The organism is Acinetobacter sp. ANC 3882 (genome assembly GCF_022549545.1).
Classification (GTDB): domain Bacteria; phylum Pseudomonadota; class Gammaproteobacteria; order Pseudomonadales; family Moraxellaceae; genus Acinetobacter.
Genome location: NZ_JAKZGB010000002.1, coordinates 42,206 through 63,483, shown reverse-complemented (window position 1 = coordinate 63,483; position 21,278 = coordinate 42,206). Strand labels below are relative to the sequence as shown.

Here is a 21,278-nt window from a genome sequence, read left to right as displayed (position 1 = left end):
ACATTTTTAAAACATATAAAAGTCTTGAATGTCCATATAGCATCGATTACAGCGTGTCATTACAAAAAACTATGCCGCTTTTTTGCTGCAAAAAAACTTTTTTCAGAATTTTTTTATCGTTGTTTTTCTATACATTTAGACATAATTATGACGAATAAATGACGCTCAAAAAATGAATAAGGCCGCAGTAAAAGCGACCTTATTTAAATCCTATAAACTTTGGGCTAAGCGCGGTTTAAATCCTTATCGTGCATACCCAACAAGTACAGCACACCATCTAAACCAACACTTGAAATGGCTTGATTGGCATTTTGGCGGACCAACGGTTTGGCACGGAATGCAACACCTAAACCTGCAATTGAAAGCATCGGTAAGTCATTGGCACCATCACCAACAGCCATCGCCTGCTCTAGTGAAATTCCCATTTTTTCAGCCAATTGACGCAGTAATTCTGCTTTACGGGCACCATCAACAATGGCACCTTTCACTTCACCAGTGACAAAGCCATCTTCAACATCAAGAATATTGGCATGCACTTCATCAATCCCAAGTTTTGCTTGTAAGTACTCAGCAAAGTACTGGAAACCACCTGATAAAATTGCCGTTTTATAACCTAAAGCTTTCAAGGTTGAAATTAAACGCTCTGCCCCTTCGGTGACCGTCAAACGTTCTGCAATTTTCGGTAATACCGAAGCATCCAAACCTTTTAATAACGCCACACGTGCGCGAAAACTTTGTTGGAAATCAAGTTCACCCAACATGGCACGTTCCGTAATTTCAGCAACTTGAGCACCAACACCGGCTTCTAATGCCAGTTCGTCAATGACCTCTTGCTCAATCAAGGTAGAGTCCATATCAAAGCAAACCAGTCGACGATTACGACGGTAAGCATTGTCTTCTTGCACCGCCACATCAATATTGAGCTCACCCGACAAACTCAAACAAGCAGCACGCATCGCTTGCGCATCCAACATTTGCCCACTTAGACCAAACTGCACACAGGCACGACGTGGAAATTGGCTTTCTGCATCGAGATCTAAACGTCCCGATAAACGGGTAACTGTTTCAATATTAAAGCCCTGACTTGACACAATTTTAGTCACGGCTTGCAGGTGTGCAGCGGTAAGTTCAGGTGCAAGCGCAGTTACGATATAGCGAGTTCGGCCGCCTTCACTCACCCATTGATCATATTCTGCGTTGGAGATTGGTTTAAATCGCACAGTTAAGCCAATATCATGTGCTAAAATCAAAATCTCTTTCATTGCTAATGCAGTTGCAGTCTCATTATCCGATGCAACAACGATCCCAAGGGTCAGTTGATTATGGATAACTGCCTGCCCCACATCGAGTATTTGCAAAGAATGTACGGATAGTACCTGCATTAATCGAGTAAACTGATTCGGTTGATCTGGTCCTAGAAAGGATATAAGAATGATTTCTCGCATGAATTGACTCGTGGTTGAGCGACAACTATTGTAAGAATCATAACATAACCCATGAATCTATTTGCCTTGGAAATTTAACTTGAATGCGCCTCGCCAAGGGCTATTTGCTAGCCTACTGATCGTAAGTTTTGCATTGCATACCTTTTTATTGGTGATTGCAACGACACATCAACTCAATGAAAATCGCGCTAGCCAAGGACAACTGATGACCAGTCAGTTAGTGGCAGATAGTCTTGCTGAGTTGGAACCCGCCAATACCGTTTCGCTGGCATTGGTGGCGAATCGTTATGCAACCAATCCGAGTGTTGCATCCATTCGTATTCTCGATGCGAATAAACAAGTGCTTGCAACCAGTGGCATGGCCAAAACCCGCCAAGGTGAAGTGTTCGTTCGTGATGCACTACAAAATGAAAAGAAAGTCGGTACGGTTGAAATTACCCTTATCCAGCCGAGTATCGGTGAGATTTTGCGGACTCAGTGGTTAGCGATTTTAGTTTCACTGTTCATCCATGGGCTGATTTGGTTAGCCTATCGTGCCATCGCACGCCCAACACGCAGCGAATACTTGGCGCGTATCAATCAAGAAAATCATCTCAAGCATGAGATTCAACGTTTGACCCAAGCCCTTGCACTTGAAAAACAAAATGCCGTGACTTTGGTTGCTCAGGCACAACAGCAGGCAAAAGCGCAAGCCAAACCGCGTGTTGAAAAAAATCCCGTTGAATCCGTATCACTGGACGATCAAGCTCTGGCGCTCAATATTCAGTTTTATGATCCTAAACAATTATTGAGTAGCGTGAACCAATCTGTTTCCGTGCCTTATTTCAAACTATGCCAATTATTTTTAGATAAAAGTATTGCGCTCTGTGCCAAGCATTACCAGATTGATGCGGCTCAAATTCAGGTGGTTCAAGAATTCAATGCAGATGGTGCAAGCTTAGCAACGACATCTGAAAACAGTCATGCCCTTGAATGCTTAATGATGGTCGGTGCTGTTTTCCAGTTATTGGCCGATGTACTGTATAAACGTTATCGTGAAGATAAACGTTTTGCCTTACAAACCCGTGGTGCAGTTGCAAGTGCAGTCGACGCCATGCAGTTAGATGCAGTTGAAGCAGCAAAACGCTTGGCACAGCATTTACATGCCAAAGAAGCCGCTTTGCATTTAAATCATGAGCAGCTCAAAAGCATTCAAAACAGTTATGAATTAGTGGCTATGCCAAATCCAAGTAATATCATGACCCGTCATGCTTTTATGATTAATGGTATGAACGAACAATGTGCAACCGTTGCTCAAACGCTGCGTACTGAAATTTTAATGGGTAAAAAAGCCAAAGCATCGACAGAGCTTGAATAAATAGTACTTCGGCTGCGGTAACTCGGTCATCCTAAACACAAGGCTTTGTCTCCAACAAAGCCTTGTGTTTTTTTATTTAGCCCGCAGATAGAAAGCTGACAATAGCATCACACCGTCTTGTAAAGCAGCAAAGCTGGTCAGGATAAAGTGTGGTCTTATAATTTGCTGGTCCTCTCTTTTTTATTGATAAAGAAGCACAGGCGAAATTTTTTTAAATGCGGTAAACTATGCCAGATTTATCGAATACTAGTGCCTAACAAAGGCAAGATAAAAGGTGAAAGCGAATGCCGCTGAGTCATGTTGAAGAGCTTGTTGCAGATATTCGTGCAGGCAAAATGGTCATCCTAATGGATGATGAAGATCGTGAAAATGAAGGTGACTTAGTCATCGCTGCAACACATGTTCGCCCTGAAGATATTAACTTCATGATTACACATGCACGTGGCTTGGTCTGCCTGACACTCAGTCGCGACCGCTGTAAACAACTCAACCTTCCATTGATGGTTGATCAGAACGGCGCGCAGCACGCAACCAACTTCACGCTTTCGATTGAAGCGGCAGAAGGCATCAGTACAGGTATTTCAGCAGCTGAACGCGCACATACCATTCGTACTGCGGTTGCAGCACATGCCAAACCAAGTGATATCGTACAACCAGGTCATATTTTCCCGTTAATGGCACAACCAGGTGGTGTTTTACACCGTGCAGGTCATACCGAAGCAGGTTGTGACCTCACCCGCTTAGCAGGTCTAGAGCCAGCCTCAGTGATCTGTGAAATCATCAATGATGATGGCACCATGGCGCGTCGCCCTGATTTAGAAGTGTTTGCAGAAAAACACGGCTTAAAAATTGGTACGATTGCAGATCTGATCCATTACCGCATGACCAATGAGCAAACTGTTGAACGTTTGTCTCAAGAAACCATTGAGACCGAATACGGCACTTTTGAACTGTATAAGTATCGTGAAATCGGCAATCCTGATATTCATGTTGCCTTAGTTAAAGGTGAACCGAAACAAGGTATTACGACAGTACGTGTTCATGGTTTCAGCCCGATCCGCGATTTATTAAAACTCAATAAAGCTGACGGTTCTCCTGCGTGGAACTTAGACCTTGCCATGCAAACTATTGCTGCAAGTGATCGCGGTGTATTGGTATGGATTGGTCAAGGCCAATTGGAAGATCTTGGTCCTGCATTGCAGAGTCTAAATCAGCCAAAACCACTCAAATCCAATGCAGCACTGTCTCATCAATATCAAACCATTGGTGTGGGCGCACAGATTTTACGGGATTTAGGTGTTGAGAAAATGAAGTTGTTGAGTTCTCCACTTCGTTTCAATGCTTTATCTGGATTCAATTTAGAGGTAGTGGAATACATCACTGCCGATCAAATCACAGCAAAATAATCGAGGTTGCTATGGCAATTCGCCGAATTGAAGGTTTATTACATCTCGCAAGCGAAGGTCGTTATGCGATCTTAGTGGGTCGTTTCAACAGCTTCGTTGTTGAACATTTACTTGAAGGCGCAATCGACACTCTAAAACGCCATGGCGTTGCAGAAGAAGCGATTACTGTTATTCATGCACCAGGTGCATGGGAACTGCCAATTGTTGCGAAAAAATTAGCAGCTTCAAATAAATTTGATGCCATCATTGCATTAGGTGCAGTCATTCGTGGCAGCACACCTCACTTTGACTTTGTTGCAGGTGAATGTGCGAAAGGCTTAGGTGTGGTTGCTCTTGAAAGCACAATGCCTGTAATCAATGGTGTATTGACTACAGACAGCATTGAACAAGCAATCGAACGTTCGGGTACGAAAGCAGGAAATAAAGGTAGCGAAGCTGCATTGACTGCAATCGAAATGGTTAACTTATTAAAGGCAATTTAAAGCATGTCGCAAACACTTCAGGCCGCTTATGCAGCGAAACGCAAAGCACGTCGTTTTGCTGTACAAGGGATTTATGAATGGCAAATGAGTCAGAACCCAGTACATGAAATTGAAGCACGTACGCGTGTAGAAAATGCCATGCACAAAGTTGACCTTAACTATTACCATGAATTACTCACTCAAGTGATTGCTCAACATGAAGCTTTAGATGAGTTACTCATTCCTGTGCTTGATCGTGAATTAAGTGCACTTGATGGTGTCGAACTTGCAACCTTACGACTGGGTGCTTATGAATTACGAGATCATCTCGAAGTTCCGTACCGTGTTGTACTTGATGAAGCGATTGAGCTAGCTAAACACTTTGGTGGCGCAGATAGTCATAAATACATCAATGGTGTATTAGACCGTCTTTCATCAAAGCTTCGTGAAGCTGAAAAACAACAAGCAAAATAATAGGCTTGATGTTGCATGGCTGAGTTTTCCATTATTGAACGTTACTTTAAACGCGCATCAAAATCTGATGTCAGTTTAGGCATCGGTGATGACTCAGCCATCGTTACCCCCCCTCCTTCACAACAATTGGTGATCTGTGCAGATACACTGGTTGCTGGCCGTCATTTCCCCTTAGATACTCCTGCTCATGCCATCGGCTGGAAAAGTGTGGCTGTCAATTTATCGGACTTAGCGGCAATGGGAGCAAAACCGCATAGTATTTTACTCGCGCTTAGTCTCCCGAAGGTTGATCATGACTGGCTGGCTGGATTTAGTCAGGGCTTGTTTGATTGCTGCGATCAGTTCGGTGTCGGCCTGATTGGTGGTGATACCACGCAAAGTGCTCAATTGACCATCAGTGTGACGGCCTTAGGCTGGATTGAACACGGTCAGGCCATCACACGTGCAGGCGCTCAAATTGGCGACTATATTTGTGTGAGTGGGCAAGTGGGTGATGCAGCCTTTGGATTACAGCATCTCGGCCATGCCTTACAGCACCGCCTAGACTACCCAACCCCACGCTGCCAGCTCGGACAACAGCTCAAAGGGCTCGCCTCCAGTATGATTGATGTTTCAGATGGATTGGCCCAAGACTTGGGACATATTCTCAAAGCATCCAATGTGGGTGCCAAATTACAGCTTGATCAGCTTCCGATAGATCCATCACTCAAACAACTGGATTTGCAACAGGCTTGGCATTATGCACTTGCAGGTGGTGATGATTACGAATTATGCTTTACAATATCACCGCAAAACTTGAAAGAACTGTCGCGACAACAATTAGATGTTCCGCTTACAATAATCGGCGAAATTACCCAACAAACTGGATTGTTATTTGAGTATATGGGCAAAGCACACCCATTACATGTTCATGGATACCAACACTTTGCATAAACCTCCCATTCACTTTAGCCAAATGACTTGGTTTGACCGCTTCATCGTATTCTGCGGTGTCGGTTTTGGCTCTGGTTTAGCACCTAAAGCACCTGGAACTTTTGGTTCTGCCTTTGCGCTGTTATTTGTCCCCCTATGGTCGTACCTTGGCTTGTCAGCAAGCCTGATTGTGATCATATTGATGTCTTTGATTGGCATTTATATCTGTGGGCATACTGCAAAAGTCATCAATGTTCATGATGACGGGCGTATTGTTTGGGATGAGTTTGCTGGTCAATCAATTACCCTATTACCTTTGCTGTATTTACAGCAAATGAATTGGCTATGGGTCATTGTTGGATTCGTATTATTCCGTATATTTGATGTCTGGAAACCGTTTCCAATTAGTTGGGCAGATCAAAAAGTATCTGGCGGCTTCGGAATTATGCTAGATGACGTCATTGCGGGAATTTGGGCAGCACTCTGTCTTTTTATTTTTTATTTTTTATTTTGACTTAAGCCATTGAATTAGAGTTAGTTATGTCAACAACTGTTATTATTCTTGCAGCAGGGAAAGGAACGCGAATGCGTTCACAACTACCTAAAGTATTACAACCACTTGCAGGTCGTCCACTGCTTGGACATGTCATTCAAACGGCAAAAAAACTCCATGCCCAAAATATTATTACCATTTACGGGCACGGCGGTGAACTGGTTAAACAAAGCTTTGCTGCCGAACAAATCGAATGGGTTGAACAAGCAGAACAACTTGGAACAGGTCATGCCGTGCAAATGACTTTGCCCGTTTTACCGCAAGAAGGTGTTTCACTGATTTTATCAGGCGATGTACCCTGCATTCAGGCAGATACCCTACAAAAACTATTGGATGCATCAGCTCAAACAGGCATTGGCTTAGTGACGCTCACTGTAGATGATGCAACCGGTTATGGTCGTATTGTTCGCAAAGATGGTAAAATTCAAGCTATTGTTGAACATAAAGATGCCAACGAAGAACAACGCCAAATTAAAGAATTTAATACAGGCATTTATTGTGTCAGTAATGCAAAACTGCATGAATGGTTGCCTCAACTTTCAAATGAAAATGCGCAAGGTGAATACTACCTCACCGATATTGTCGCGATGGCAATTGCAGATGGCCTAGAAGTTGCCTCAGTTGAACCAGAGCTAGCGTTTGAGGTTGAGGGTGTGAATAACCGCTTGCAACTTGCTACCTTGGAACGTCAATTCCAGCAGCAGCAAGCTAAAGAATTGATGTTACAAGGTGTTCACCTGATTGATCCAAATCGCTTTGATTTACGTGGTAGTTTAAAATGCGGTCAAGACGTACAAATTGATGTCAATGTCATCATCGAAGGTGACTGTGAACTGGGCGATAACGTACAACTCGGCGCAGGATGTATTTTAAAAAATACCCGTATTGCTGCGGGCACCAAAGTTCAACCCTATAGCATTTTTGAAAATGCAGTGGTTGGTGAAAGTGCTCAAATTGGTCCTTTCGCGCGTTTACGTCCAGGTGCCAATCTTGCCAATGAAGTGCATATTGGCAACTTCGTTGAAGTGAAAAATTCAAATATCGGACTCGGTTCCAAAGCCAATCACTTCACCTATCTAGGTGATGCTGATATTGGTGCGGGCTGTAATATTGGTGCAGGCACCATTACTTGTAATTATGATGGTGCGAATAAACATCGTACCATTATCGAAGACAATGTATTTATTGGCACCAATAACGCATTGGTTGCACCAATCAGAATTGGTCAAGGCGCAACAACAGGTGCAGGATCAACACTCACCCGAGATGTGGCTGAGCATAGTTTAGCTGTCGAACGATCAAAACAGTTTGAAAAAGCAAATTATCAACGTCCCCAAAAGCTGAAAAAATAAGAGGATAAAATTATGTGTGGTATTGTTGGTGGCGTTGCTGAACGTTGTGTAACCGATATTCTTATTGAAGGACTCAAACGTCTTGAATACCGTGGCTATGACTCGGCAGGCTTAGCTTTATTAAATAATCAAAAAATCCTACGTGAACGTCGTGTTGGTAAAGTCGCCAACTTGGCTGAAGCGGTGTCAGAACAGCACTTAACTGGAAATGTCGGGATTGCACACACACGTTGGGCAACCCACGGTAAACCGACTGAAAATAATGCGCATCCGCACGTTTCAGGCAATGTAGCTGTGGTTCATAACGGGATTATTGAGAACTACCAAGAACTCAAAGATGAACTACAAGCTTTAGGCTATGTGTTTAGTTCACAAACCGATACCGAAGTTGTTGCACACCTTGTCAATGATGCGTTGAAGCAAACCGATAGCCTGTTGGAAGCTGTACAGAAAGTGATTCCTCAGCTGAAAGGTGCTTTTGCATTAGGGATTGTTCACACTGCACATCCAGATGAACTGATTACTGTTCGTGAAGGTTCACCATTAGTGATTGGTGTGGGTATTGGTGAAAACTTTATCAGCTCTGACCAATTGGCTTTATTACCCGTCACCAATCGCTTCGTGTATTTAGAAGAGGGTGATATCGCTCGCCTCACACGTACCAGCATCGAAGTTTTTGCAAAGGGTCAACGTGTTGAGCGTCCAGTCAAAGAGTTAGATGCAACTGTTAGCAATGTATCTAAGGGTGAATATAAGCACTTCATGCTCAAGGAAATTTACGAGCAACCAGAAGCAATTCAACAAACCATTTCTCAAGCATTGAATGGCAACAGCTTACGTGAAGATTTCCTCAGCCATGCCAATGCTGATTTTGCCAAAATTCAGCAAATCCAAATCATTGCCTGCGGTACCAGTTACCATGCAGGGATGATTGCCAAATATTGGTTTGAACAACTGATTGGTGTGCCTTGCCAAGTTGAGATTGCCAGTGAATTCCGTTATCGCACGCCTGTAATTGTTGCCAATACCTTGTATATCTGTATTTCACAATCTGGTGAAACAGCCGATACGTTAGCTGCGTTACGTGAAACCCAAAAACGTGCCAAGGCAAGCAACATTGACATCAGCACCATGACGATTTGTAACGTTGCAACCTCATCAATGGTGCGTGAAACAGATCATCATTTGCTTACCCTTGCTGGCCCTGAAATTGGGGTTGCTTCAACCAAAGCATTTACCACGCAACTTGCGGCATTGATGTTATTAATCCTGAAAGTTGGTCAAGTCAAAAATCGCTTGTCTGATGCCCAGCTGAATGAAATTACCACTGCCTTATGGCACTGCCCGAAAGTGATTTTAGATACCTTGCAAGGTGATACTGAAATTCTGCGTTTATCGGCATTGTTTGTTGAGAAGAATCACTGCTTATTCTTGGGTCGTGGAACACACTTCCCAATCGCACTTGAAGGCGCATTGAAACTGAAAGAAATTTCGTATATTCATGCCGAAGGTTATGCAGCGGGTGAGTTGAAGCATGGTCCACTTGCTTTGGTGGATAATGAAATGCCAGTGGTTATTTTGGCACCTCAAGATGACATGCTCGATAAACTCAAATCGAATATGGAAGAAGTACAGGCACGTGGTGGTGAACTATTTGTTTTTGCAGATGAGAACAGTGGTATTCATGGCAAAGACCGTCAACATGTTGTACATATCCCTGCGGTAAATGAGTGGTTAGCGCCGATTGTTTATAGCGTACCAGTACAGCTGTTGTCTTACCATGTTGCTGTTTTACGCGGCACTGATGTCGATCAGCCACGTAACCTCGCTAAGAGTGTAACGGTAGAATAATATTTTAACTCGAAGGAGGGTTCGCCCTTCTTCGAGTTTTTTATTATATTTTTAGTGAATTAGAATAAAAATCTTAGGTTTAAGCCATGTATCTTGAACTTTTATGATTCAGTAAAACAATCGAATTGAGAATAATCACACCTAAAATTGAAATTAGAATTAATTTCCAGTCCACAAAGAACAACGAAGCTAACAAGATGATCAGATCAATGCCCAACTGTACTTTTCCTGCTGCGATGTGAAAGCGCTCCTGCAAATACAAAGCCAGTAAATTAATACCTCCTAGACTAGAACGATGTCTAAACAGAATTAAAAAACTTACCCCCATCAACACATTGGCAAAAATGGTCGCATAAATTGGATTTACATCCGAAAGATGAAAAAATTGCGGAATAATTTCAGTAAAACCAGCCAATAATGCAACTGCGATAAAAGTTTTTACCACCAACGCAATACCCATTTTTTTATAGGCGAAATAGTAAAATGGGATATTGATCAGGAAAAACAAAACACCAAATTTAATGTCGGTAATATAGTGCAGCAATAAAGATAAGCCCGCTGTACCACCCGTCATAATCCCTGCTTGCTGGAGTAACGTCATGGCAAAAGAAAGAATAAATGTCCCGATCAACATTGCCAATGCATCTTCAATCTTGGAGTGTTGGTCGATTATAGGCACGACTGGACTGACCAAAGATACATTCTGATCGGTATTCATAACAGTACAACTCAATAGGAGAACAACAGAAGGGAGAGAATGCTTTCAAAGAAAGACATGGCATATTTGATCATTTTTATTAATATTTCGCAATTTATTCTTATATTTTTGCCATAAATGCAATTTATATTCAAAATACGCCAATTCGAATAATCTACCCCTTTTACTTGACCAGCCCTGTTATTTTAAATGTGATTTCAGCAGATCAAGCTTGTATTTATTTAATCGCAATCCCGTTTTCTTTTAACTTTTCAAGCACGATAGAGGTGTTCAGATTACTCACCCCAAAATTTTGTGAAGACAGAATCCCGATCAGCTTAACCATTTCATCCAAGTTTTTAACCGCGACTTTCAGTGCAAAATCATAACTCCCCGTCAGTTTATGAATATCTTTCACCGCAGGCTCATGCATCAGAAATTCAACAAAACGATCATGCGTTGCGTCATGGTAATTCTGCAATTTCACTTCAATAATGCCCATAATCGGCGCTGGGTCTGCACTCAATGCAATTTGTGCATAATAGCCTGTAATAATTTTTTTCTGCTCGAGATTAACTCGACGGCGTGAACATTGTGAGGTCGACAAACCTACCAATTCAGCGAGTTCCTGATTGGCCAAACGTCCATTCATTTGTAAATGATGAATAATTTTCTGATCAAAATCATCAAGTTCGACTGTCATAAAATGCTCAATTTTGCCTTAAGTCATGGTTTCACTGATGCTGCTACATCAGTTTTAGAAGTTTAACGTCTTTAGATCAAGCAGCTCAAGCTTATGGCAAAATTGCAGTCGATTGAATGCGCTGAATCCCTTGTTCTAACATGCTTTGCCATGCGCTTTGCAATGAACCATTTAAATCAATCGCTTTACAGGCATCTTCAATCACATAGGTTTTAAATCCCATTTGTGCGGCATCTAAGGCTGTCCATGCTACACAAAAGTCTGTGGCAATCCCTACGATATAGACCGTATCAATTTGATGTTCGGTTAAATAGCCTTTAAGACCCGTCGGTGTTCTGCGATCCGCTTCCATAAAGGCAGAATAACTATCAATCTCGGCATGAAAGCCTTTACGGATAATCAATTGTGCCGTTGGGATATCAAGATCAGGGTGAAATTCGGCATCGTGTGTGCCTTGTACGCAATGTCTTGGCCATAACACTTGAGTTCCGTACGGCAACTCAATGGTTTCAAATGGCTGTTTATTTTCATGATTATCAGCAAAGGAAATATGCTGATCAGGATGCCAGTCTTGCGTTAGTACAACTGTGTCAAACTGGCATGCCAGTTGATTAATGAGTGGGATAATCTGATCAGCCGCAGTGACTGCCAAGTTTCCACCAGGGGTAAATCCGTTTTGTACGTCGACGACAATTAGGGCGCTGCGTTTCGAGTCTGTCTGCATCTCATTATTCAATCTAGATCGCTTCTTGCTACACCATACGCTGCCTATTGTCGTCTGACTAGCCATCCGTCAACTTTTCATAAGATGAAAATCATTCAGGACAAAGATGAATGAAAGTTTTCGGCTGTTTGACTAAAGCATATTGTTCTTATGCCGCCGATCAGTCATAATTTGCATAATTGTCATTCAATCGAATTCATTATTGAACGGCGAATCAAAATACTGCAACCATCCAATATTTCGTTTCAACTAATTCAATCTCGGATGGGAAAATAGGATAGTTTTTTAAAATGACTCAGCTAGCACAGAATATTCAAGGTTCAATTGTCGCACTCGTCACCCCTATGTTTGAAGATGGTCGCGTAGATTGGAAGAGCCTTGAGAAGCTCGTTGAGTGGCACATCCAACAAGGTACACATAGTATTGTTGCTGTTGGCACAACGGGCGAAGCGTCTACATTAAGCATGGACGAGCACACACAGGTCATCAAAGAAGTGATTCGTGTAGCCAATAAACGCATCCCAATTATCGCGGGTACAGGTGCAAACTCAACTCACGAAGCAATCGAACTCACTAAAGCAGCCAAAGAGCTCGGTGCTGATGCGGCATTGCTCGTTACGCCATATTATAATAAACCAACACAAGAAGGCTTATATCAACACTACAAAGCTATCGCTGAAGCAGTTGATATTCCACAAATTCTTTATAATGTTCCAGGTCGTACTGGTGTCGACATGCAAAATGAGACCGTGATTCGTCTTGCTGATGTTAAAAACATTGTTGGGATTAAAGATGCAACAGGTGATGTACCACGTGGTCAAGCCCTCATCGAAGGTTTAAATGACAAAATCGCGGTTTACTCAGGCGATGACGAAACTGCTTGGGAACTGATTTTATTGGGTGCCAAAGGTAATATTTCGGTTACAGCCAATGTTGCACCAAAACAAATGAGCGACGTTTGTGAAGCTGCCTTGGCGGGTGATAAAGCAAAAGCGCAAAGTCTGAATCAACAAATTGCAAATCTACACAATATTTTGTTTTGCGAATCAAACCCAATTCCTGTGAAATGGGCGTTGCATGAGATGGGATACATTAGTACAGGTTTACGCCTGCCACTAACCGCTCTCGCAGAACAATATCGTGAACCGCTCCGCACAGATTTAAAAACTGCGGGCATTATTTAATACGAGCAATTTATGATGCAATTACGTCTTGGTGTTGTCCTAGTCATTTCAGCTTTAAGTTTGGCTGGTTGTGGTCGTTTTGCCCTCAATAATCATTCTTTAGATTATAAAAAAGCGCAAGCGCTTGAACCACTCAAGTTCCCTGAGAATGCAACGGTAAGACCATTCACGCCTTTGTATCCAGCACCAACGGTTGATCCACTTGCGATTCAGCATGCGCCAACATTTGAGAGCAAGACTGGCAACCGTTACGCATTACCTCGCCCAGAGTCAATGCAAGCCGCAACCAATACTACTGAAGCGACAGCAACCAGCTTGGGTCGTCCACAACTGGTGATGGATGGCAATAAAAATCCGTTACTTAAAGTGGAAGGTCCAACAGCAAGTGCTTGGCAATATACCTTTGCAACGGTCAGCAGCCTCAACTACAAAGTCATCTCTCAAGCAGATCATGGCTATGAGGCAACCATTCAGGTCGATAATCAAAGCTATGTATTGAAGCTTTCTGCTGTTGGCTCAAGCAATACCATTGCCCTCTTCAAACTCGACACGACCTTTGCCGATCCTAAAGTTGCAACTGAAGTGTTAGCCCAGATTTACCAAAATTGGCCAGCCTAGTCGTTTACTAGGCATATTTTTCAAAAGGTTCCTCCATGTTAAAACAAACCTTGCTCTATACTGGTAAAGCAAAATCTGTATACGAGACAGATAACGCTGATCACCTGATTTTGGTCTTTCGTGATGATGCCTCGGCATTTAATGGCGAAAAAATTGAGCAACTCGATCGTAAGGGCAAGGTCAACAACCGTTTTAACGCCTTCATCATGGAAAAACTGGCTGAAGCGGGTATCGAAACGCATTTTGAGAAGTTACTTTCTCCAACTGAAGTATTGGTTAAAAAACTTCAGATGATCCCAGTTGAATGTGTCATTCGTAACTATGCTGCTGGTTCACTTTGCCGTCGTTTAGGCGTTGAAGAAGGTAAAGAATTAACACCGCCAACATTTGAATTATTCTTTAAAGATGATGCACTTGGCGATCCAATGGTGAACGAATCTCAAGCGATAGCTTTAGGTTGGGCAACAGCGGAACAACTTGAAAAAATGAAAGAACTCACTTACCAAGTGAATGATGTGCTTAAAGCATTATTTGACGCAGGTAATATGATTCTGGTTGATTTTAAACTTGAATTCGGCGTATTCCATGACCGTATCGTACTGGGAGATGAATTCTCTCCAGATGGTTGCCGTTTATGGGACAAAGACACTAAGAAAAAACTTGATAAAGACCGTTTCCGCCAAGGTTTAGGTGGTGTGGTTGAAGCTTATGAAGAAGTTGCTGCACGTTTAGGCATTAACTTAGACAATATCTAAGTCTATCTAAGCATTTAGCACGCTTAAAAATACCAGCTCAATCGGGCTGGTTTTTTATTGCCTATTCAAAAATGAACAACTTCATTTTAAATATCAAAACCATATAAATCATCAACTTAAAATTCACAGCGATAGCTTTGCGAGTTTTATTCTAATCTTATGTTTTTATATTGTTTTTGAATTTTTTTTGATCCTCCTACCATGTTCACAAATGTTTACAGAATTTGAGTCAGAAGATCAAAATGAATACGCCTATTTTAAAAAATTTTCCTTTAAGTCTGGGTACTAGCCTGATTCTATTTGCCCTTTATAGCAATGCGCATGCAAATGAAAACCATCCGATAGAACCTGAACAGGTAAAAACACTCGCAACCATTGTCGTCACAGGAACCCGTGCTAACAATCGTTCCCAAACAGAATCCTTACAGCCGATTGACGTAATTAGCGCCAAAGAACTCACTGAACGTACTGGCTCCAATGAACTCGGCACAGCATTATCAAGGATTATTCCTTCGATTAACTTTCCGCGTCCTACAGTCGTCGATGGCACTGAATTGGTACGACCAGCACAGCTAAAAGGACTTGCACCGGATCAGGTGCTGGTTTTGGTCAACGGAAAACGTCGTCACACAGGTGCCTTTATTAATCTGGGCGGTACCATTGGTCGGGGCTCAGCGCCTACCGACTTAAATGCAATTCCCATTTCAGCAATTAGCCGTGTCGAAGTACTGCGTGAAGGCGCATCGGCACGTTATGGCTCCGATGCAATTGCAGGTGTGATTAATATTATTCTGAAATCCAATCCCAAACAGAATGAGGCAGGCATCAAATACGGGATTTATGACAAAGGTGATGGCGAACAAAAACAGTCTTTTGTTTCAGGTGGTACCAAACTGAATAATTACGGTTATGCAATCTTTAGTGGTGAATGGCAAGATAGCCAAGCCACCAATCGTGCAGGGCCTGACTTGCGTGATCCAACCTCAACGACCTATGGGCAAAAAACTTTCCGTTTTGGCGACCCAGATTCCGATGAAGTCAAAGCAGCCTTTAACTTAGGTTATGACCTCAGTGATAATGCTGAGCTATATTCTTTTGCGACCTATAGCCATCGCAATGCAGAAACTGCTGGATTCTACCGTTTAAGCAATGCCTCTAATAATGTGCCTGCCCTGTTTCCCAATGGCTATCTACCGATCATACAAGGTCAACTCGATGATTTTGGTGTGGTTGCCGGTTTAAAAGGTGATTGGTCAGAGTGGCATTATGACGCCTCGGTGAACTATGGCTTGAATCGTTATGATGTCGATACCAAGACCATCAACGTCGATCTCTATAAAGATACAGCCACAACACCTTTCGGCTTTCAAAATGGCACACTGAAGAATGCTCAAACTGTGGTGAATTTCGATGTTTCTCGAGAATTTAATCTTGCAGCACTCGCCAGCCCACTGAATGTTGCGTTTGGGACACAATATCTAAATCAGAAATATCAAATTCAAGCAGGTGATCCCGCGTCCTATTATAAAAGTGGTTCTTCAGGGCTCGCAGGTTATCGATCAGCCGATGCAGGTGAATGGTCAAGAGACAGTTATGCCGCCTATCTTGATTTAGAAACCAATTTAACCGAAAAACTCTCAGCATCTACCGCGTATCGTCATGAATATTACAATGATTTTGGCCGTACCAATAATGCATCACTATCGTTGCGTTATGCGATTCATCCCGCAATTGCGGTACGTGGTAGTGCCTCTACAGGTTTCCGCGCACCGAGTCTTGCCCAGCAATACTTTGCCCAAACCTCCTCACAACTGATCAATGGTCAATTTGCTGAAGCAGGCACCTTCCCAACGACGTCTCAAGTTGCTCAACTATTGGGTGCTGAAGAGCTTAGACCAGAGAAATCCAAAAACTACAGTGTTGGTTTTGTTTTTACCCCAACCGATCAACTATATGTGACTTTGGATGCTTATCAAATCGACATTGATAATCGAATTAGTCTGTCTTCCAATATCAGTGCCAGCAGTGCTGCCGTTCGCCAATACCTGAATTCAAAAGGCATTACTGACACCAACTTCAGCACCATTCGTTATTTCAACAATGCCAGCGATACCCGCACGCGTGGCGTTGACTTAGTTGCCACCTATAAATGGAATACATTGCCTTATGGGGAACTGAATACCTCACTGGCTTATAACTACAATAAAAATAAAGTGACCCATGTAGATGGAAACCCAGCTATCTTAGATGCGTTGGGTATTAACCTCACTCGTCTTGACCGTCGCGAGCAATACGGTTTATTGGCTGGTAGTACACCTGAACATAAATTGAGCTTGGCCAATGATTATAAGCTCGGAAATTTTAGCGTGAATACCAATGTCACGCGCTATGGCAGCTTTAAAACATTTAGCAATGCAGGCGAAGCCAAAGACCAGAAATTCTCGGCAAAATGGTTACTGGATTTAGCACTTTCTTACCAATATCAGAACTGGAACTTTACCGTCGGTGGCGACAATATTACCGATGTTTATCCTGATAAAGATGTCTACGATATTAACCAACCGACTGGCGGTAGTTTGCCTTATAGCCAGTTCTCGCCTTTTGGTTTTAATGGCGCGTTCTATTACGGCAAAATCAATTATCGTTGGTAATAATTAAAAAAACCGAGCAATCTAGCTCGGTTTTTTTATGCCTTTAATTGTTCGAATCCTGATAAATCAGTTTGCCTTCTTTATAGGTTGCCAACACCTTAATATTTTTAATTTGTCGACTTGGTATCGTCAGTGGATTCTGATCTAAAATCACCAAGTCAGCAAGCTTACCCTGCGTTAAAGTGCCCTTGGTCTGATCCTCAAAATATTGATACGCTGCCCAGTCTGTCATCGACTTTAATGCCTGATAAGGGCTTACTCGCTCCTCTGCACCTAAGACATAATTGCTACGTGTGACTCGATTTACCGTCGCATCCAGCATCATCATACTACTTGGTGGTACAACAGGCGCATCATGATGCTCCGTAAAGATCAGATTCTTTTTTAAAGCCGCCGCTGTTGGTGAAATATGTGCAGCTCTGCTTTCACCTAAGGTTTGCTGACGATGCCAGTCCCCCCAATAAAAAGTATGTAAGGAGAAAAATGACGGAATAATATCAAGTGCTTTGAGCTGATCCAGCTGATCATTACGAATGGTTTGCGAGTGTATCAACACACTGCGTCGATCTGCTTGGCCTTGTTTTGCTGTGGCATCTTTCACAGCCCCAATAAATTGATCAATCGCTGCATCACCATTGGCATGCGCAAGTACCTGCCAGCCTTGCTTAAACGCAACATTAATATAGTCCTTGACCTGCTGATCATTACTCATGGCAGGATAGCCCTTGTAGGTCTTATCTTTGCCTTCAGGTGGAACTAAATAAGGCTGAGTGAGCCAAGCGGTCTTGCCTTGAGGTGAACCATCCAAACTAATTTTGACGCCACCAATACGGAAATGATGATCATACTGGCGACTACTGCCCTGTTTCAGCATATAGTCTTGGCTGGTGGTGATATCGGGATAAGAAACAACATCGATTGGCAGCCGACTCTGCTTGGCTAAAGCATGCCACATTTCAGTGGTGCCTTGATCAGCGCGTCCTTCTTGTACCGTGGTAAACCCATTTCTCACGTAGGCATCAATACCTTTTTCTGCAATCTGGAACATCACCGCTGGCGGTACATCTTTAAAGATTGAGCCAATCGCTGTAAATAAAGCGGACTCTTCCAGCACACCATTGGGCACATTAGAATTGGCTTCACGGCGAATCACGCCACCCTCTGGATTTGGCGTATTTTGATTGATATTGAGCAGCTCAAGTGCTTTATGATTGACCGAAGCCAAATGCCCAGATTGATGCAAAATCATCACCGGTTGGTCTTTAGATACACGATCAAGATCCGTTGCCGTCGGATGACGTTGCTGTTTTAATTGTGCATCATCATAGCCATTGCCCAAGATCCAACCACCCATGGTTTTAATCACAGTTGGATTTTGCGTTTTCCATGTGCTTAATACTTTCACCAGCGAATCTATGTCAGACACTTGACCATCAGGCATCGGGTAAAGATTAGCCACCATTTGATGAAAACCAACCATATTTACATGGCTATGCGCATCAATAAAGCTCGGCAATAAAGTTTTATTTTTTAAATCAATAGATTGAACATTTTTATCCGCCAAGCGTTCAGCCTCCTGTTTAGAGCCGACAAAACGAATTTTGCCATCTTTCACTAAAAGTGCTTCTACGTATTCAGGTGCATTGCCCGACATGGTTAAAATTGAGCCGCCATAAAACAGCTGTTCAGTGGGTGCGATTGGCATTGATGTCGTCGCGCAGCCTGCGATCGCCACTGATATAGAAGTGAATAACGTCAATCGATTCAGATAAGTGCGGTTCATATATTGAAATCCATATTTTTATTATGTCTTTTTTGATTAGAACTGATTCCGCATGTGATAGAAAGCATTTATGAATTATTTTTGTAATGATTGGTCAATTTTTCCTTGCTTAACATCTGACATGCACAGATCTGGCAGATCGGTTAAAACATTTTTGCCAGTTTATTCGATGCTTTAATCGCAATATCATCAACATAACGACTATAAGGTTGAGCCAATGCAACACTCAGCAGCACAGTCAATACACTCGCCAACAGAGCTGCATTGAGATAAGACAACTGTAATTGCACATGGAATAGATTAAACAATGGAATACCCAAAGCATAAAGCACAGCAAGATGGAGCAGATAAATCGAAAATGAAATCTTGCCGAGAAACACTAGAAAACGCTGATCAAAAAATTGCGCTAACCACTTGCCTTTCAGCACAGCATAAACAATACAAAAACCACCAATGAAATTGAGGTAATCATAAGTTTGCTCACCCAAAAACTGGGTAAAAACCTGATAACTGGCGCTGCTGTTATGTGCACCACAAAAATATAGCCCGATTAGAAACAACAGGATTGAAATCGTCGTACTTAATTCTACCGCATAAAGAAATAGCCCCATCCCCAGAATAAAACTGAGCAGGCCCAACAAGACCGTTTGCGAGATCGTATAAGCCGTGATCACGCTGAACAGCAAAAAGATGCCACAAAGAATCGGCAATTTGCCATAAAAATAACAGGCCAGATAAATCACCAACGACCCAAGTAACTCAATTTGCATGGTCCACAGCACCCAGTTATAGCTGGAGTCTCCAAATAAGAATGCACCAATACTGCCTTCATACAATGCTGTACGCAGTTGTGGATGTGGGTTAGCCAATGCAGCCCCCCATTCTGAAACATGGGAGACATCAACGGGTACAAAACAAACCAGATAGGCAATCACACAGGAGATAAAAGCGGGAATTGCCAAACGCGGATAGCGCTTAATCAAGGAGGTTTTCAGTTGGGCCGCCGTATTTTGCTTTTTAAAACTGGATAAGGTCAGTACAAATCCACTTAAAACAAAGAATACAAAAACAGCACCTGTACCTGAATAGAAAAAAGCCAAAGGTGAATGATGTAACTGTGCAAAGAAATCATATTGCGGCACTGCACTGACATCAAAATTATGCAGTTGCGGAAAGAAAGTCAGTGATAGATGTGACAACACAACGGCGAGACATGCCAAACCTCGGATACTTTCCGCAGCATTAATTTTGTTTGTGGTCATGGTGGAGCTTGATCATCCTTGATAAGCGGGATGATGCGACCTTTTATCTACAGTGTCTAGTAGTCACTTACAAAAATACAGTGACTATTGAGGTGCATGCTTACTCCACACTCAGCTCAAACCAGACTTCGATTTAGTGCTTTACTCGTGTCGACATCCAACACAGAATTGAGCCCAAACACACCATAAATGCACCATACCAAAAGGAAATTGTCAGTGGTGTGCTAAGTAAAATGGCTGAGAAAAAGGCAGATAAAACTGGAATAAAATAAGATGCGCCTGCCAATAGAGTCACATTGCCATGCAGAATTCCAACATTCCATGCTGCATAACCAAAGCCCATCGCTGCTGCCGCACAAAACAATGAAATTGAAGATGGCCAATCGAAATGAAATGCTGCCCCACCCATCAAGAAATACTTGATCCAAAGTACCACCGACACCAGAATAAAGAACAAAGTGATGCCATTCACGCCCTTGGCGATTCTAGCAGTGAGCGTGCAATAAGCCGCCCATAACAAGGTTCCAATAAATGCCAGCCCATAACTGAGTGGATTGTGCTGTATGTTTTGCATCATTCCAGCGAGGTCAAAGCCCTGCTCACCACCAAGTACCCAGCAGATCCCCAATAACGACAATATAAAACCAGGAATAATGAGAAAATTGGCCTTTTGCTGATTAAACACAATCGCGGCCACCATGGTAAAGGTTGGCCATAAATAATTGACCATGCCCACTTCAATCGCCTGTCGATTATTACTGCTATAGCCAATCGACAGCGACAGGCAAACCTCATAGGCAACAAATAAAATGCTGCCCCAGATCAGATAGGTTTTGGGAAAACTTTTGAGACTGGTCCAACCGACCGAGAAAAACAGAAAAATTGAGGCCAGTGTGTAAATCAGTGCTGCACCGCCCACTGCGCCAAAATGACTGCTGACCTCCTTGATCAAAGCAACAATCAAACTCCATAACAAGATCGCAATCAATCCAACCAGTGTCGCTTTTTTTGTGTTCATTTTTATACAAATAGAAAGTTTAGACCAAAGCAAAATCCCCTCGTTTTAAAACAGAACTTCGCCTTGGAAAAT

19 protein-coding genes are annotated in these 21,278 nt (G+C 42.6%); 12 read left to right on the top strand and 7 right to left on the bottom strand.

Translation table 11 applies throughout. The features are described from left to right. Positions 1-224: 224 nt before the first annotated feature. Complete coding sequence (gene serB, locus MMO42_RS05420; protein ID WP_004803468.1) at positions 225-1,445, bottom strand: phosphoserine phosphatase SerB; 1,221 nt, start codon at positions 1,443-1,445, stop codon at positions 225-227. A gap of 61 nt (positions 1,446-1,506) precedes the next feature. On the opposite strand from serB, the gene MMO42_RS05415 reads away from it, so the two are divergent. The 8 genes from MMO42_RS05415 to glmS all read left to right on the top strand — a co-directional run bounded on the left by MMO42_RS05415 (position 1,507) and on the right by glmS (position 9,811). Beyond that, a complete protein-coding gene (locus MMO42_RS05415; protein ID WP_241319636.1) occupies positions 1,507-2,802 on the top strand; it encodes a hypothetical protein in 1,296 nt (431 codons plus the stop codon). A gap of 284 nt (positions 2,803-3,086) precedes the next feature. After that, entirely contained in the window at positions 3,087-4,208 is a 1,122-nt protein-coding gene (ribBA, locus tag MMO42_RS05410) for a bifunctional 3,4-dihydroxy-2-butanone-4-phosphate synthase/GTP cyclohydrolase II (RefSeq protein WP_005147838.1), read from the top strand. 11 nt (positions 4,209-4,219) lie between these two features. Beyond that, complete coding sequence (gene ribE / locus MMO42_RS05405) at positions 4,220-4,690, top strand: 6,7-dimethyl-8-ribityllumazine synthase (protein ID WP_004803462.1); 471 nt, start codon at positions 4,220-4,222, stop codon at positions 4,688-4,690. Positions 4,691-4,693: 3 nt separating this feature from the next. After that, entirely contained in the window at positions 4,694-5,143 is a 450-nt protein-coding gene (gene nusB, locus MMO42_RS05400; RefSeq protein WP_004803459.1) for a transcription antitermination factor NusB, read from the top strand. Between the two features lie 15 nt (positions 5,144-5,158). Next, positions 5,159-6,076, top strand: coding sequence for a thiamine-phosphate kinase (thiL, locus tag MMO42_RS05395; protein WP_241319635.1), 918 nt, complete (start codon positions 5,159-5,161; stop codon positions 6,074-6,076). Beyond that, on the top strand, positions 6,054-6,569 hold the full coding sequence (locus tag MMO42_RS05390; protein ID WP_241319634.1) for a phosphatidylglycerophosphatase A: 516 nt from the start codon (positions 6,054-6,056) through the stop codon (positions 6,567-6,569). Before thiL ends, MMO42_RS05390 begins: the two co-directional genes overlap by 23 nt. 26 nt (positions 6,570-6,595) lie before the next feature. Next, on the top strand, positions 6,596-7,960 hold the full coding sequence (gene glmU / locus MMO42_RS05385; RefSeq protein ID WP_241319633.1) for a bifunctional UDP-N-acetylglucosamine diphosphorylase/glucosamine-1-phosphate N-acetyltransferase GlmU: 1,365 nt from the start codon (positions 6,596-6,598) through the stop codon (positions 7,958-7,960). A gap of 12 nt (positions 7,961-7,972) precedes the next feature. After that, positions 7,973-9,811, top strand: a complete 1,839-nt coding sequence (gene glmS, locus MMO42_RS05380) for a glutamine--fructose-6-phosphate transaminase (isomerizing) (RefSeq protein WP_241319632.1) — start codon at positions 7,973-7,975, stop codon at positions 9,809-9,811. Between the two features lie 79 nt (positions 9,812-9,890). On the opposite strand, the gene MMO42_RS05375 is transcribed toward glmS, so the two are convergent. From MMO42_RS05375 to pncA, 3 genes are all read right to left on the bottom strand, one after another. Beyond that, positions 9,891-10,529, bottom strand: a complete 639-nt coding sequence (locus tag MMO42_RS05375; protein ID WP_241319631.1) for a YitT family protein — start codon at positions 10,527-10,529, stop codon at positions 9,891-9,893. A gap of 217 nt (positions 10,530-10,746) precedes the next feature. Then, complete coding sequence (locus MMO42_RS05370; protein ID WP_005147848.1) at positions 10,747-11,211, bottom strand: Lrp/AsnC family transcriptional regulator; 465 nt, start codon at positions 11,209-11,211, stop codon at positions 10,747-10,749. A 91-nt stretch (positions 11,212-11,302) separates the two neighbouring features. Next, positions 11,303-11,935 (bottom strand): bifunctional nicotinamidase/pyrazinamidase, encoded by a 633-nt coding sequence (gene pncA / locus MMO42_RS05365; RefSeq protein WP_241319630.1) that lies wholly within the window; start codon positions 11,933-11,935, stop codon positions 11,303-11,305. A gap of 290 nt (positions 11,936-12,225) precedes the next feature. On the opposite strand from pncA, the gene dapA reads away from it, so the two are divergent. The 4 genes from dapA to MMO42_RS05345 all read left to right on the top strand — a co-directional run bounded on the left by dapA (position 12,226) and on the right by MMO42_RS05345 (position 17,143). Further along, positions 12,226-13,119: a 4-hydroxy-tetrahydrodipicolinate synthase gene (gene dapA, locus MMO42_RS05360; RefSeq protein ID WP_241319629.1), complete on the top strand. Its 894-nt coding sequence runs from the start codon at positions 12,226-12,228 to the stop codon at positions 13,117-13,119. Between the two features lie 15 nt (positions 13,120-13,134). Next, positions 13,135-13,737 (top strand): hypothetical protein, encoded by a 603-nt coding sequence (locus tag MMO42_RS05355; protein ID WP_005297687.1) that lies wholly within the window; start codon positions 13,135-13,137, stop codon positions 13,735-13,737. Between the two features lie 35 nt (positions 13,738-13,772). Next, a complete protein-coding gene (gene purC / locus MMO42_RS05350) occupies positions 13,773-14,492 on the top strand; it encodes a phosphoribosylaminoimidazolesuccinocarboxamide synthase (RefSeq protein WP_005186090.1) in 720 nt (239 codons plus the stop codon). A 242-nt stretch (positions 14,493-14,734) separates the two neighbouring features. After that, complete coding sequence (locus MMO42_RS05345; protein ID WP_241319628.1) at positions 14,735-17,143, top strand: TonB-dependent receptor; 2,409 nt, start codon at positions 14,735-14,737, stop codon at positions 17,141-17,143. Between the two features lie 43 nt (positions 17,144-17,186). Here MMO42_RS05345 and MMO42_RS05340 read toward each other — a convergent pair whose 3' ends face one another. From MMO42_RS05340 to yddG, 3 genes are all read right to left on the bottom strand, one after another. Next, positions 17,187-18,926 carry an amidohydrolase gene (locus tag MMO42_RS05340; RefSeq protein WP_241319627.1) on the bottom strand — a complete coding sequence of 580 codons (1,740 nt, stop codon included), beginning with the start codon at positions 18,924-18,926 and terminating at the stop codon, positions 17,187-17,189. A gap of 143 nt (positions 18,927-19,069) precedes the next feature. Next, positions 19,070-20,188, bottom strand: coding sequence for an acyltransferase (locus MMO42_RS05335; RefSeq protein WP_241319626.1), 1,119 nt, complete (start codon positions 20,186-20,188; stop codon positions 19,070-19,072). Between the two features lie 133 nt (positions 20,189-20,321). After that, positions 20,322-21,206: an aromatic amino acid DMT transporter YddG gene (gene yddG / locus MMO42_RS05330; protein WP_241319625.1), complete on the bottom strand. Its 885-nt coding sequence runs from the start codon at positions 21,204-21,206 to the stop codon at positions 20,322-20,324. Positions 21,207-21,278: the final 72 nt, after the last annotated feature.